At 72.6% G+C, this 13,685-nt stretch carries 11 protein-coding genes and 1 pseudogene; 4 read left to right on the forward strand and 8 right to left on the reverse strand.

What is annotated here, in order from left to right:
- Both KBX00_RS28760 and KBX00_RS28765 read right to left on the reverse strand, forming a co-directional pair.
- A partial coding sequence (locus KBX00_RS28760; protein ID WP_210831199.1) for a metallophosphoesterase occupies window positions 1–1,582 on the reverse strand: 1,582 nt, incomplete at its 3' end.
- Window positions 1,583–1,648: 66 nt separating this feature from the next.
- Window positions 1,649–2,812, reverse strand: a complete 1,164-nt coding sequence (locus tag KBX00_RS28765) for a PQQ-dependent sugar dehydrogenase (protein ID WP_210831200.1) — start codon at window positions 2,810–2,812, stop codon at window positions 1,649–1,651.
- 97 nt (window positions 2,813–2,909) lie between these two features.
- Here KBX00_RS28765 and KBX00_RS28770 point away from each other — a divergent pair, with 97 nt between their 5' ends.
- Complete coding sequence (locus KBX00_RS28770) at window positions 2,910–3,836, forward strand: 2-hydroxyacid dehydrogenase (RefSeq protein ID WP_210831201.1); 927 nt, start codon at window positions 2,910–2,912, stop codon at window positions 3,834–3,836.
- On the opposite strand, the gene KBX00_RS28775 is transcribed toward KBX00_RS28770, so the two are convergent.
- Entirely contained in the window at window positions 3,830–4,207 is a 378-nt protein-coding gene (locus tag KBX00_RS28775) for a PH domain-containing protein (protein WP_210831202.1), read from the reverse strand. The genes KBX00_RS28770 and KBX00_RS28775 overlap by 7 nt on opposite strands.
- Before the next feature lie 229 nt (window positions 4,208–4,436).
- Here KBX00_RS28775 and KBX00_RS28780 point away from each other — a divergent pair, with 229 nt between their 5' ends.
- Window positions 4,437–6,704: a bifunctional diguanylate cyclase/phosphodiesterase gene (locus KBX00_RS28780; RefSeq protein WP_307869109.1), complete on the forward strand. Its 2,268-nt coding sequence runs from the start codon at window positions 4,437–4,439 to the stop codon at window positions 6,702–6,704.
- A 22-nt stretch (window positions 6,705–6,726) separates the two neighbouring features.
- Here the strand turns inward: KBX00_RS28780 and KBX00_RS28785 are convergent, their stop codons facing one another.
- Entirely contained in the window at window positions 6,727–7,749 is a 1,023-nt protein-coding gene (locus tag KBX00_RS28785) for a LacI family DNA-binding transcriptional regulator (protein ID WP_307869110.1), read from the reverse strand.
- 197 nt (window positions 7,750–7,946) lie between these two features.
- On the opposite strand from KBX00_RS28785, the gene KBX00_RS28790 reads away from it, so the two are divergent.
- Together KBX00_RS28790 and KBX00_RS28795 are read left to right on the forward strand one after the other, a co-directional pair.
- Entirely contained in the window at window positions 7,947–10,412 is a 2,466-nt protein-coding gene (locus KBX00_RS28790) for a glycoside hydrolase family 2 protein (protein WP_374225390.1), read from the forward strand.
- Window positions 10,413–10,769: 357 nt separating this feature from the next.
- Entirely contained in the window at window positions 10,770–11,828 is a 1,059-nt protein-coding gene (locus tag KBX00_RS28795; RefSeq protein ID WP_210831206.1) for an XRE family transcriptional regulator, read from the forward strand.
- Between the two features lie 159 nt (window positions 11,829–11,987).
- On the opposite strand, the gene KBX00_RS28800 is transcribed toward KBX00_RS28795, so the two are convergent.
- The 4 genes and pseudogenes from KBX00_RS28800 to KBX00_RS28815 all read right to left on the reverse strand — a co-directional run.
- A complete protein-coding gene (locus KBX00_RS28800) occupies window positions 11,988–12,584 on the reverse strand; it encodes a maleylpyruvate isomerase family mycothiol-dependent enzyme (RefSeq protein ID WP_210831207.1) in 597 nt (198 codons plus the stop codon).
- On the reverse strand, window positions 12,581–13,018 hold the full coding sequence (locus tag KBX00_RS28805) for an SRPBCC domain-containing protein (RefSeq protein ID WP_210831208.1): 438 nt from the start codon (window positions 13,016–13,018) through the stop codon (window positions 12,581–12,583). Before KBX00_RS28805 ends, KBX00_RS28800 begins: the two co-directional genes overlap by 4 nt.
- Window positions 13,015–13,362 (reverse strand): helix-turn-helix transcriptional regulator, encoded by a 348-nt coding sequence (locus KBX00_RS28810; protein ID WP_210831209.1) that lies wholly within the window; start codon window positions 13,360–13,362, stop codon window positions 13,015–13,017. Before KBX00_RS28810 ends, KBX00_RS28805 begins: the two co-directional genes overlap by 4 nt.
- Window positions 13,363–13,565: 203 nt before the next feature.
- A pseudogene (locus KBX00_RS28815) lies at window positions 13,566–13,685 on the reverse strand (IS30 family transposase); the annotation flags it as partial.

The following is a 13,685-nucleotide window of genomic DNA, read 5'->3' on the forward strand; positions in this document are numbered from 1 at the left end:
TGGGGGTGGGGGTGGGGGTGGCGCCTAGGGGGGTGGTCGCCGGTGGGGCGATGACGGTGCGTTCGAGGTTCACCTGGGCCTGGCCGGTACCGCCCACGGTGATGTCGTCGTACGCCTGGAGTCGCTTCTCCTGGTCGAAGTAGAGCACCGTCATCGCCAGCGGGGTCGGCTCCTCCTGCTCCAACCCGCGCAGCCCGGCACCGCCGGTGGAGCCCTGCACCATAAGCGTGGTGGGTTGCTGGCCGGGCACCTCCGGCAGCGTGTTGACCTGCCGGTCGTGGGTGTGCCCGGCGAGCACCAGCGGGGTGGCGCCGGACAGCGGGCCGGCGGCGGCCGGGTCGTGCACCAGCGCGATGTCGACCGGCCGGGGAGAGCTGCGGATCGTGGCGGCGAGCTGCTCGCCCGTCGTGATCAACTCGTCGGCGGTGGACTGGTTCAGCCCACCACTGGCCGGCGAGGTGCTCTTGTCCGGAGTGAAGCGGGGGTCGCCGATGCCGGCGATGGTCAGCCCGGCGACGGTGGTCGTGGTGTTGTCCAGAACGACCGCGTTCGGTTGGCGGGCCACCGCCGCCGCCGTACGGCCCGAGTCGTGGTTGCCCCGGATGTACACGTACGGCTTCTCCAGCAGGCTGATCGAGCCGACGTAGGACGCCTCCGGCTCGCTGCCCCAGTCGGTGATGTCGCCGGTGTCGATCACCACGTCGATGCCGAACTGCTCGGTCACGGTCCGGATGAGCTGCCAGGCGCTCGGGTTGAGGTGCAGATCGGAGATGTGCAGTACCCGGGTGGTGCCCGGCTCCGGCTCGTACACCGGCAGCGCCGAAACCGTCGTGTAGAGCTGGGTGACGTTGCCGATGAGCCGTTGGAGCTGCTCGGCGTACCGGGTGTAGTCGTCAGCGATCTTGCGTACGTCGCCGACGATGGCCGGGGCGTTGACAAGCAGTCCCTCGTACCGGGGCTCCTCGATCGCCTGGGGTCGGATGGTGGCGGCGGCGGTGCCCAGGCTGCCGGCCGTGATCAGTAGCGCCAGGCCGCCGGCCCAGGCCGCCCGGCGGGTGTCGCGGAACACCAGCAGCGCCAGCACCAGGGTGGCCAGTACGGCGGAGCCGACCGTGCGCAGGCCGAGTCGCATCACCCCCTCCCGGACCTCGTCGACCGCCGACTGGGTGGCCCGGTTGAGGCTTGCCGGGTCGCCGATCAGCGCCTCGACCCGGCTCTGGTCGAGCGCGCCCAGCTCCACGGTCAGGTGGGTCGGCCCGCCGTGACTGTCCAGCAGCAGGGAACCCAGCGGTGGGATGTCGACGGTGGTGCCGCCGTCGGTCGTCGGCGACACGGACAGCCGCGCGTGGAACGGCCCGATTTCGGTGCCGACGTTGCCGCCGGCAACGACCCCGGCGAGCACACCGACAAGCGTCACCACCAGGACGGCCAGGGCGACGGCGAAGCGGCGCAGGCCCGTTTGCCATCCGCCGTCGGTACGCGGTGCCGTGGAGCGTCGCGTCAGTGGGAAGCGACGCGGCCGACCGGGGGACGTTTCCCCGTTCCGGTCGCGGCGCGGCTCGTCGTTCTGCTGACCGTCCATGATGAGATTCTGACCTGCCCGCCGAAAGATCTTGGCAAACCTGGAATGAGGCGCTGTGCTGGCGCCTCAGCTGCGCCCGGCACCGCCACCGGCGAAGACGAGGCGCAGCAGCCGGTCGTCCTCGGGCGCCGGCCGGCCCCGCCCGTCGTGGTTGGAGGTGCCGACCCAGAGCGAACCGTCCGGCGCGGCGGCGATGGCGCGCAGTCGCCCGTACCGCTCGGTCAGCAGGGCCTGTGGCTGGCCGAGGACCGTGCCGGTCTCGGTCAGCTCGACCAGCCAGAGTCGTTGACCGCGCAGGCACGCGGTGGCGAGCATCCGTTCGACCGCGGCCAGGCCGGAGCAGGACGCCTCGTCGGTCGACCACTGCACGATCGGGTCGACGTACCGGTCGTCGTCCCCGCGCCCCTCGACCTCGGGCCAGCCGTAGTTCTTGCCCTTGGTGATCTGATTGACCTCGTCCCAGGTGTTCTGGCCGAATTCGACGGCGTACATCCGGTCGCCGGACCAGGCGATGCCCTGGACGTTGCGGTGACCCAGGGACCAGACCGGGGAGTCCGGGAAGGGATTTCCGGGCGCCGGCTTCCCGTCCGGGGTGATCCGCAGGATCTTGCCGCCGAGTTGCTCGACGTCCTGTGACTGGTCGGTGTCCCCGGCGTCGCCGGTGCTGGCGTAGAGCTGCCCGTCGGGACCGAACGCCAGGCCGCCGCCGTTGTGGATGCCCGCCTTGGGGATACCGGTGAGGATCGGGGTCGGCTCCGTACCGAGCCGTAGTCGGGCCACGCGGTTGTCCCGCTCGGCGGTGTAGTAGACGAAGACCGTCCGGTCCTGGGCGAACTCCGGCGAGACGGCGATGCCCAGCAGACCGCCCTCACCCGAGGCGACCACGTCGTCGATGGTCTGCACCTCGGTGATCTTCAAACCGTCCGCGGTCGACTCCGGGCCGACCTGGATGATGCGGCCACTGTCGCGCTCGGTGACCAGGGCACCGCCGTCGGGCAGGAAGGCGATCCCCCACGGCACCCGCAGCCCCTGAGCGAGCACCGTGGCGACAACCTCCTGGTCGCCGTTGCCCGCGGTGACCGTCGGACTGGGCAGGTTCGGTGGCTCGCCGGCCGGGTCGGGTTCCGGATCCCCGAGGCTGCAACCACCGGCGACGAGCAGCAGCGTCGCGACGGACGCCACGACGGCGGCACGGACCTGACGGGCGCGGAGGTACGGGGGAGCGCTCACCCGCCCCAGAGTAGCCCTCAGGGGCCGGCACCGTGGAAGGGCGGCGCGGGCCGACCCCCATCGGCTGGTCGGCCCACCGGCGCCTATCGTCGGCGAGGTGAAGGTATGGATCCCGCACGAGGCCGGCCACGACCTGCTCGGCGAAGTACCGCCGGAGGTCACCGTCGAGACGATGGAGGATCCGGCGAAGCTGCCCTCGCCGATGGCGGGCGTCCGATTCTGGGTACCGCCCTTCCTGGCCGGCGAGGACGCGGTGGCCGTGCTGCACGAGCTGCCCGACCTGGCGGTGGTGCAGCTGCTCTCGGCCGGTGCGGACGCCTGGGTGGGTCGGGTACCGGCCGGTGTCACGCTCTGCGACGCCCGCGGGGTGCACGACCCGTCCACCGCCGAGTGGGTGGTCGCCGCGATCCTCGCCCAGTTGCGGGCCTTCCCGACGATGGCCCGGGCACAGTCCCGGCGACAGTGGGCGTACGCCGAGGTGGCCCCCACCGACGAGCTGGCCGGAAAACGGGTGCTGATCGTGGGTGCGGGTTCGATCGGCACCGCCGTGCGGAGCCGGCTGGCCCCGTTCGAGGTGGAGTTCGTGCTGGTGGCCCGGACCGCCCGGCCCGAGCAGGGCGTGCACGGCGTCGACGAGCTGCCGCGACTGCTGCCGCAGGCCGACGTCGTGGTGCTGCTGGTGCCGCTGACCGAGCAGACCCGGGGGCTGGTCGACGAGACGTTCCTCGCCGCGATGCGGGACGGTGCCCTGCTGGTCAACGCCGCCCGGGGCCCGGTGGCCCGGACCGACGCCCTGGTCGCCGAGCTGGTCACCGGACGGATCTCCGCCGCGCTGGACGTGACCGATCCCGAGCCGCTGCCCGCCGACCATCCGCTCTGGGAGCTGCCGAACGTGCTGATCACTCCGCATGTGGCCGGCTCGGTGCGGGGCCTGCTGCCCAGGGCGTACCGCCTGGTCGGTCAGCAGATCCGACGGTTCGTGGCGGGTGAGCCGCCGCGCAACGTCGTGGTGGACGGCTACTGATCCGCCAGCGGGGTGTCGCGTCCGGCCGCCGCCACCAGCCTCGGCAGGTCCGCACCCCGCACTGCCGGGAGCACGAACCATCGGCCGTCGTCGAGTTGGGCCATCGCCCGCCCGCGGGGGTCGGCCGCCAGTTCGACCACCTGGTCCCACGAGATCCGGCGCTCTCCGGCGAGCGCCCGTACCCGTAGCCCCCGCACGTCGGCGTCGGTGCCGGCCCGCCAGGCCCAGATCGCTACGGCCAGCGGCACCAGCAGCACCGGCAGCAGGTAGGGGCGGGAACTGGCGAGCGGCAGGGCGCCGATGGTGGCGACGATCGCCCCGACCAGGATGGCCTGGTTGTGCCGGAATCGGGTGGTGTCGGTGCGCGGCATGACCAGATGATCCCACCCGGCCGGAGTCGCCCAGCGGCGGGTCGAGATCGCGAGCGGCACGCCATCCGGCCGAGGCCGCCCAGCTCACCTCGACATTCGGTCGCCGTGACCTGACTCACTGTCGATTGCCCGTCACTTCCCGCCGAACGACTCGTTCATCGATGGTGGGCGGCGGACCATGTCCGTCGTCCGCGTACCGCCCCCGTGCCCCCTCACGAAGGCGACCGCCGTGCCCGTCGCGTCTGTGTTCCGTACCGTGCCGTCGCGTGCCGGTGCCCGGCCGCTCCTGCCGGAGATCTGCGTGCTCGCGGTCGCCGCCGTCCTGGTTGCCCTCGGTGCGGCCGGTCCGGTGCCCGCCCTCGCCGTGGTGGCGCTGGCCGGCGCGGCGGCGTCCACGCTGGCCGGGGTGCGGCTGTCCCGGCTGACCCTCGGACCTGACTCGCCGGCCGGCGGAGCACCGGCCGGCCGGCTGGCCCGCCGCCGGGCGGCGCGTCCGCGTCGGGCTGCCGCCCTGCTGCACGCCGCGGTGGTGACCGCCGGTCTGACCGCGGCGGTGCTGCCGCTGGCCTCCGCCGGATACCGCCCGGCGGCCGCCTCGGCCGGGCTCGCGGGCACCACGGCGCTGCTCGGCGGTGGCCTGTTCTATCTGCACCGGTCGCGTCCGTCGGTCCGGGGCCAGCTGCACCGACTGCTCGACCTGGCCGCCTCCGGTGTCTGCCTGGTGCTCACCGCCTGGCTGCTGTTGCCGTACGCCGGTGTGCCGGTCCCCGTGCGCCTGGCGGTCGCGGCGGCTTTGGGTCTGCTCGCCGTCGACGCGTTGGCCGTGCTGACCGGGGCCGGCCGCGAGGGTGGTACCGCCCGGTGTCGTGGCGGCTCCGCGCTGACCCTGTTCGCCCTGGTGCTGCTGGCCGCGCTGCCGGCCGGTCCCGCCGCCGGGCGGGCGGCGCTGCTGGCCGTGCCGCCACTTGTGGTCGGCGTGCTGCTGGTTGCCGCCGGAGTCCGGCAGGTGACCCAGCCCGTGCCCACCCGGCGGGCCCCGATGGACTGGCCAAGGGCAGTGCTCCCACCGGTCGCGGTCGCGCTCGCCGTCATCCACCAGTTGCAGGCCGGTCTGCTACCCGATCGCACGGCGGTGCTGCTCGCGCTCGCCGTGGTCCCGCCGCTGGTGGTGCGCCAACTGTTCGGTAACGCGGCGGCCACGTCGACGAACGAGCCGGGCGCCGCCCCGGATCCGGCGTCCGCGGTGGCACCGGCACCCGCCGACTCGGGTCGCTCCGTAGGTCGCGCCGGCCTGCTGCGGGCGCTGGCGGCCCGCCCCGAACCGGCCTGCGGCGCCCTGCTCGTGGTCGACCTGCACCTCACCGAACTGCCCGGCCGGCTGGTGCGCGACGACGTGGCCGCAGAGGCCGTCCGCCGGGCCCGAGCCGTGGCTGCCCACGACGGCGAGGTTTTCGACCTGGCCGGTACCGGACTCGCGGTGGTGAGCGGCTCCGGACCGGTGCTCGCGTACGCGCTTGGCACCCGGCTGCTCACCGCGCTGAGCCGACCCTACGAGGTTTCCGGGGCGGTGCTGCGGTCGCGACCCAGCATCGGGCTGGCCGAGCTGGGCAGGGGGCAGCCGGACGATCTGTTCCGCCAGGCGGACCTGGCCCGTCGGCGCGCGGCCCAGCTCGGCCGGGACCGGGTCGAGTGGTACGACGCCTACCTGGAGGAGCAGTTGGTCCGCCGGCTCGACCTGGAGCGGGAACTGCCCGGTGCGGTCGCCCGGGGCGAGTTGGATCTGGTGTACCAGCCGGTGCTCGGCCTGGCCGACCGGGCTCCGGTCGGTACGGAGGCGCTGCTGCGTTGGCGCAACCCGCTACTCGGCACCGTCTTTCCGGCCGAGCTGCTTCCGGTGGCCGAGGATCTCGACATCGTGGGCGAGCTGGGGACCTGGGTGCTCGACCGGGCCTGTCGACAGTTGGCCGCCTGGACCGTGGGCGGCCGACGGCTGTGGATGGCGGTGAACGTCACCACCCGGGAACTCACCTCGCCGGATTTCGTGCCCCGGACGGCGGCGGTGCTGGAGGCATACGGGGTGGGACCGGACCAGTTGGTGGTCGAGGTCGCCGAGCCGAAGGTGGCCGCCGAACTGCCGACGGTGGTGGCCCGGCTCGCCGGGCTGCGCTCGATGGGTATCCGCACCGCGCTCGACGACTTCCGGGCTGAGCACGCCTCCCTCGCTCAGCTCCGTCGACTACCGATCGATCTGCTCAAGGTCGGGCCGGAGGTGGCCATGGCCGGCGGTGACCCGCACCGGCCCCTGCTGGACGTGGTGGTCACGGTGGCCGAGCGGCTGGGTCTTGAGGTGGTGGCCGAGGAACTGGAGTCGGCCCACCAGGTGTCGGGGGCGCATCGGGCCGGCTGCCGGTACGGCCAGGGCTTCGAGCTGGCCCGGCCGGCGACCGCCGAGCGGGTCGAGGCGTACTTCGAGGAGTTTCCCTCGACGTCGCGCTGACCGACGCGCCTGCTCAACCGTTTCAACTGTGGCTGGGGGCGGGGCCGGTGCTGCCGCGCGGGGTCAGGTGGGGGGCCTCGTCCTCCAGCCCGACCGTCGGGGCTCCCTCGATCAGTTGCAGCAACTGGCGTGCCGCGTGCGCCCCGTAGGCCGGAATGTCCCGACTCAGCGCGGTGAGCGGTGGACGCACCAGCCGACACAGCGGGGAGTCGTCCCAGGCCACGATGGACAGATCGGCGGGGACGGCGAGACCCATCTCCTGGGCCACCGACAGCCCGGCGATCGCCATCACGTCGTTGTCGTAGATCATCGCCGTCGGGCGGACCCGGGAACTGAGCAGCCGCCGGGTGGCTCGCGCGCCCTCCTCGCCGGTGTAGTCGGAGGAGGCGGTGACCGCATCGGCGAGACCGAGCCGCCGGCACACCTCCGCGAACGCCTGGGTGCGGATCGCGGTGTGCTGCAGCTCGGGCAGGCCGCCGACCCGGGCGACCCGCCGGTGACCGAGGGCGTAGAGGTACTCCACCGTCTCCACAAGTGCCGCCGCGTCGTCCGACCAGACACTCGGCAGCCCTCCGGTGCCGGTCGGGCCGCCGATCACCACGGCCGGCAGACCCAGTTCCTCCAGCACCGGCACCCGCCCGTCGTCGGTACGCAGATCGCAGATCAGCACGCCGTCGACCCGCCGCTCGCCCCACCAGCGCCGGTAGACCGTGATCTCGGCGCTCTGGTCGGTCACCACCTGAAGGGTCAGCGCGTACGACCGGGCGGACAACTCCCCCTCGACGCCGCTGATCAGCTCCATGAAGAAGGGCTCGATGCCGAGGGTCCGGGCCGGTCGGGCGAGGATCAGGCCGATGGCGCGGGCGGTCGCGCCGGACAGGGCACGGGCGGCGCTGCTGGGGCTGAACCCGATCTCGGCGGCGATGGCGAGAATGCGCTGTCGGGTCGCCTCGGAGACGCCCGGCTGGCCGTTGAGCGCGTACGAGACCGCGCCCTTGGAGACTCCCGCCCGCCGGGCGACGTCCGCGATCGTGGGCCGCTTCACCGGCGTACGTCCTCCTGAACCAGCTCGTCCTGCCGGCCGCGTCGATGGCGCAGGCGGCGCTGGACACGCTACCCGCCCGTACGGCCCGCCGGACATAGAGCCGACTCGCCCTCGGGGGTGCCGAACTTGCCCGGTTCAGTGCAGCTGCCTCGATCTCTGCGGCACGTCCCGGTAGCCTCGGAAGGCGTGGTGAGGTCTTGAGCGACGCGCGGCAAAACGGTCCGATCCGGTTGGCGCTGCACCACGGGTGGACCGTGCGGGCGATGCCCGCGCAGCAGGTGCCCCCCGAGGTCGACGGGGCAGTGGTGCCGGCCACCGTGCCGGGCTGTGTGCACACCGACCTGCTGGCGGCCGGACTGATCCCCGATCCGTACCTCGACGACAACGAGACCGCGCTGGCCTGGATCGGTCGCACCGACTGGGTGTACGAGACCACCTTCGACCGGCCGCCCGACGACCACGCCCGCCTCGACCTGGTCTGCGCCGGCCTGGACACGGTCGCCACGATCACGCTCAACGGCGTCGAGGTCGGCCGCACCGAGAACATGCACCGAGGTCACCGCTTCGACGTCACGTCGCTGCTCCGCGCCGAGGACAACCACCTGGTCGTACGCCTCGACTCCGCCTACCGGTACGCCGAGGCGCAGCGGGACCGGCTCGGCGATCGCCCCAACGCCTACCCGGAGCCGTTCCAGTTCATCCGCAAGATGGCCTGCAACTTCGGCTGGGACTGGGGGCCGACGCTCGTCACCGCCGGCATCTGGCAGGAGATCGCCCTGCACGGCTGGTCGGTCGCCCGGCTGGCGGTGGTCCGCCCACTTGTCACCGTCGAGGGCGAGACCGGCCGGGTGGAGGTGCACGTCGAGGTGGAACGAGCCGCCGACCGGCCGCTCACCGTGCGGGCGCGGGTGGCGGGCCAGCAGGCCGAGGCGATCGTCCCGGCGGGGCAACGCTCCGCGGTGCTGGCGCTCACCGTTGACCGGCCGGAACGCTGGTGGCCCCGGGGCTACGGCGCACCGCACCGCCACGAGTTGACGGTCACCCTGCACCACCCCGACGGCGACCCGCTCGACGAGTGGCACCGCCGGATCGGCTTCCGGTCGGTACGCCTGGACACCACCCCCGACGAGCACGGCGCCCCGTTCACGTTGTACGTCAACGAGGTGCCGGTCTTCGTCAGGGGCGTCAACTGGATCCCCGACGACGTCTTCCCCAACCGGGTCACCCGGCCGCGCCTGGCCCGCCGCTTCGACCAGGCCGAGGCGGCGAACGTCAACCTGCTGCGGGTCTGGGGCGGCGGCCGGTACGAGTCGGCGGACTTCTACGACCTGGCCGACGAACGCGGACTGCTGGTGCAGCAGGACTTCCTCTTCGCCTGCGCCGCGTACCCGGAGGAGGAGCCGTTCGCCACCGAGGTGGCCGCCGAGGCCACCGAACAGGTGATCCGCCTCGCACCACACCCCTCGCTGGCGCTGTGGACCGGCAACAACGAGAACATCTGGGGCTGGCACGACTGGGACTGGCAGGCACCGCTGGCCGGGCGCACCTGGGGCCGTGGCTACTACCTGGAACTGCTGCCCCGCATCGTCGCCGCGCTGGACCCGACCCGCCCGTACTGGCCGGGCAGCCCCTGGTCGGGCGGCGAGGAGATCCACCCCAACGACCCGGCGTACGGGACCACGCACATCTGGGACGTGTGGAACACCGACGACTACGTCAAATATCGGGAGTACCTGCCCCGGTTCGTCGCCGAGTTCGGTTACCAGGGACCACCCGCGTACGCGACGCTGCGCCGGGCCCTCACCGACCAGCCCCTCGCGCCCGACTCGCCCGGCATGGCGCACCACCAGAAGGCCGCCGACGGCGACCGGAAACTGCGCCGAGGGCTGGACGCGCACCTGCCCGAGCCACGTGACTTCGACGACTGGCACTGGCTGACCCAGCTCAACCAGGCCCGGGCAATCGCCCTCGGGGTGGAACACTTCCGCTCCCACCGCGGCCGGTGCATGGGCACCATTCTCTGGCAGCTCAACGACTGCTGGCCGGTCACCTCGTGGGCTGCCATCGACGGCGACGGCCGCCGCAAACCACTCTGGTACGCGCTGCGCCGCGCCTACGCTGACCGGCTGCTCACCGTGCAGCCCCGCGACGGTGGGCTGGCCCTGGCGGCGGTGAACGACGGCGGGCTGCCGTGGCGGGCGTCGATCACGGTCACCCGGCTCACCCTGGCCGGGGAACCGAAAGCGAAGTCCACTCTGGAGCTGGAGGTGCCCGCGTACGACACGGTGACCCTGGCCCTGGCGGCGGAGCTGGCACGGCCCGACGACGCCCGGGGCGAACTGCTGGTCGCCGACACCGGTGACCCGACCGAACGGGCCTGGTGGTTCTTTGCCGAGGACCGCGACGTCCGATGGCCGGCGGCGACCTTCGACGCGACGGTGGCACCGGTCGACGACGGTCGACGGGTATGCGTCACCGCCCGCACGATCCTGCGCGACGTGACCCTGTTCGCGGACCGCCTCGACCCGTCCGCCGAGGTCGACACGGCGTTGGTGACCCTGCTGCCCGGCGAGTCTGCGACGTTCACGGTGCGGTCGGCGGCAGCCCTCGATTCCACCGCCCTCACCACCCGGCCGGTGCTGCGTTGCGTCAACGACCTGTAACACCGAGGGCGCGGTACCGGGCCGGCGCGTGGTCCCATGACGCGCCGGCCCGGTACCGCCGTACCTGCCGGCCCTGCTCGCACCGCAGGGCCGACCCGGCGGGTGTCAGGCGCAGAGGTCGCTGCTGGTGTACGTCGTGGCGAGTCTCGCGACCAGGAAGTTGGCGGCGCTGACGGTGCCTGCGGCAGCGGCGGCCGGCCGGCGAACGTTCCGGATCATTGTCTCTCCTGACCTCACGAGCTGTCTGAGCCCTGGGATTCGGCTACCCATCTCTACCCTCCGTCGACGGCGATCTCTACGCTGTGTCGCGTCGGACAATGAATCCCGGTTGTGGTCAATCAATTCGAGGAGTGGCCCATGGCCCGGGCGGAACGCCCCCTGGACCCCACCGCCGACCCGCTTCAGGCGTTCGCCGCCGACCTGCGGACCCTGCGCGACAAGGCGGGCCGCCCGACCTATCAGGCCCTCGCCCGGCGGGCCCATCGGTCCGCGACCTCACTGTCCGAGGCGGCCGGCGGCCGGCGGTTGCCGACGTTGGACACCACGCTGGCGTACGTGCGGGCACTCGGCGGCGACGAGGCGGAATGGACCGAGCGGTGGCGCGTCGTCGCCGGCCACGTCACGGCGAAGCCGGGACAGGTGCGCCAGGGCGGTGACGGCGAGACGCGGCCGGCCCCCGCGTCGCCTGCGGCTGCGGATCAGGCCGCTGTGCCCCCGGTGGCGGACCCCCCTGTCGCTGCGGGTGCCGCCGCGCCGCCGGCAGCCGCGCCGCCGGCCGCCTCGGGGCAGGACGGTGCGGGACCCCTTGGTCCGTCCACCCCGGCGGGTGACCCCGCTTCGTCCCGACCGGGCGTCTGGTCCGGTGTCCGCACCAGCCGGGCGGTTCTCGCCGGGGCGCTGGTGCTGACCGCGCTCGTCGCGGTGCCGTGGCTCGCCAGCGGGTCCGGCGAGCCGGAGGCGGACCGCACGACGCCACCTGCGGCCGAGCCGTCGGCCGTGACGGTGGGCGTTCGCGACGGTGCCGATCCGAAGGACGCCGGCTGCGCCGCCGATGCCGAGGTGGCCACGCTGGACAGTGCCGCGGTGCTGCTCGACGAACGGGTGGTCGGCACGGTCGAGTTGCGCTACTCGCCCGCCTGCGGGGCGAGTTGGCCGCGGTTCATGCCGGTGCCCGGTGGTGCGGACGCCGTACCCCGGCCGGCCAGCATCCAGCTCACCGTGATCGACGGTGACCAGCCGACCCGGATTGCGGACTTCGCCATGGACTACGGCGGCATCTCCACCTTCGGCAACCTGCTGACGAGCACCAGGAGCTGCGTCTACGGGCAGGTGCGGCTGTCCGGGGCGGGGTGGCGCTCCGCCGTGGGCCGTACCGGCTGCTGGCGCGGCGCCACCCAGATCCGCCCGGTCCCATGAGTAAGCCGGACCGGGAGCTACCCGGATCGGTACCTGAGCCACCACGGGCGCAAGCAGGTGCGGAGCTCCCCGATCGGTGACGGTGCCGCACCCTCGACGGCCACCTTCCTGATCCGCCCCGCCCGGTAGCCGCCCTGCCGGGCATCGACCGGCGCGCGGTCAGCTGCGGGGAAGGCGAGGTCCGTCGGGCAGCGCGCGACCGCTCAGGAGCGCCACCAGCGCCCCACTCCCGGCGCGGACGAGTTGGCCGTGTCCCGTGTGCCAGGCGGTGTCGGTGGCCTCCAGCCGGACGCCTGTCACATCCACCCCGAACAGGGTGCCGTTGGTGGCGGCGAGATGGTCGAGGACGGTGGTCACCGCCTCTGGTGGCGCGACCGCGGGGCGGCCGAGTGCGATCGTCACATCGAGGGAGTGGATGACCGCGTGGCTCAGTGCACCGGTCGCGCCACCGCCCGGTGGTTGCCACGCATGCAGTTCCGGCGATCGAAGTTGATTGAGGAGGTCGGCGAGCGGCAGCGCGGCGTCCCGCGTCGCCACGGTGTCGGAGAGCACGGTGAAGTCACCGCCGGCTGCCGCCAGCTCGGCGCCGAACTGCTCGGGGGTCAGCCGCACCGGCATCGTCACGTGCGCGATGACGTGGCGTACGAGCCACTTCTCGCACAGCGAGGGCGCGTCCCAGGTCGCGACGGTTGCGGCGGCGAGAAGATCGGCGAGTCGCTCGTAGGTCGGTGCCACCCAGGCCTGCGGATCGGTCATGATCGGTCTCCCTGGATGAGGTGAGCGAGGTGTTTCTCAAGCTTGTCGAGGGAGGTGAGGAAGCCGGCTCGCGCCTCGGGCCGACGCATCGCCTCAGGCACGTGCCGTTGATGGATGACGACGGATGTGGTGCCGTCGCCGAGGTCGTCGAGTGTGCTCGTGGTGTGCAGCCCGCTGGCCGGCTCGATCCAGGCCAGGCGTTCGGGCGGCAGGACCTCGGTGAACGTGGCGACCATCCGGTGACTGCCGGATGCGCCGATCATCAGGGTCTCGAAGCGACCCCCGGGCCGGAGTTCGACGACGATGCCGTCGATCGGGGTGTCCATCCCGTGCGGGCCCAAGAACCGTGCGAGTTCGGCGGGCTCGGTGAGGCAGCGCCACACCAGCTCGCGTGGCGCCCGCAGCACCCGCCGGTAGACGAACTCGTCGTTCACCGGCCCTCACCCTGTTGCAGATCGTCGAGGCGGGTTTCCAGCCGGTCCATTCGTGCCGACCAGGTACGTCGGCTCTGCTCGATCCACGAGACGGCCACCGTCAGGGCCGCCGGTTCGAGCCGGCACGGCCGGGTCTGCCGGTGCCGGCCGCGGCTGACCAGGCCGGATCGCTCAAGGACCCCGATGTGCTGTGACACGGCCTGCATGCTCATCTCGTACCGCTCCGCCAGCTCCTTGACGGTCGCCTCGCCCGCGCTGAGCCGGGCCACGATGTCGCGCCTGGTGCGGTCGCTGAGGGCGGTGAACAGGGCGTCAAGCCGCTGATCCTCGATGGTGGTTCCCATGGCGCTTACTCAATCATTCGCTTTATCAAGCGTCAACTGGAGAAAGGGTGTGCTCTGCGGGAAGCGATCGGAGTTCAGGGTTTGTCCGGCCCGCCTGAGGGGTGCCCCTCGGTGCTCAGGGGCGGGAGGTCAGGCGGCCTCGCCGAAGCGGCGATCTGGCGCCAAGCCGCCGATCTTGGACATTTCCCGTTCATGGGGCGGATTCAAGCGGCGGTTGCAACACCGAGTAGTTGGGCCATTTTCTCACTGGGAGTGGCCCAACCTAGGGTTTGACGGGGACGGGTGTTCAGTTCGTCGGCGACGGCGTCGAGGTCGGCCTGGCT

Source organism: Micromonospora sp. C95 (assembly GCF_018070465.1).
Classification (GTDB): Bacteria; Actinomycetota; Actinomycetes; order Mycobacteriales; family Micromonosporaceae; genus Micromonospora.

Excerpts from the sequence above, each read along its gene's own strand:
- KBX00_RS28795 (WP_210831206.1), top strand. The coding sequence starts at position 10,770 with ATGGCCCGGGCGGAACGCCCCCTGGACCCCACCGCCGACCCGCTTCAG.
- KBX00_RS28775 (WP_210831202.1), bottom strand. The coding sequence starts at position 4,207 with ATGCCGCGCACCGACACCACCCGATTCCGGCACAACCAGGCCATCCTG.
- KBX00_RS28810 (WP_210831209.1), bottom strand. The coding sequence starts at position 13,362 with ATGGGAACCACCATCGAGGATCAGCGGCTTGACGCCCTGTTCACCGCC.
- KBX00_RS28800 (WP_210831207.1), bottom strand. The coding sequence starts at position 12,584 with ATGACCGATCCGCAGGCCTGGGTGGCACCGACCTACGAGCGACTCGCC.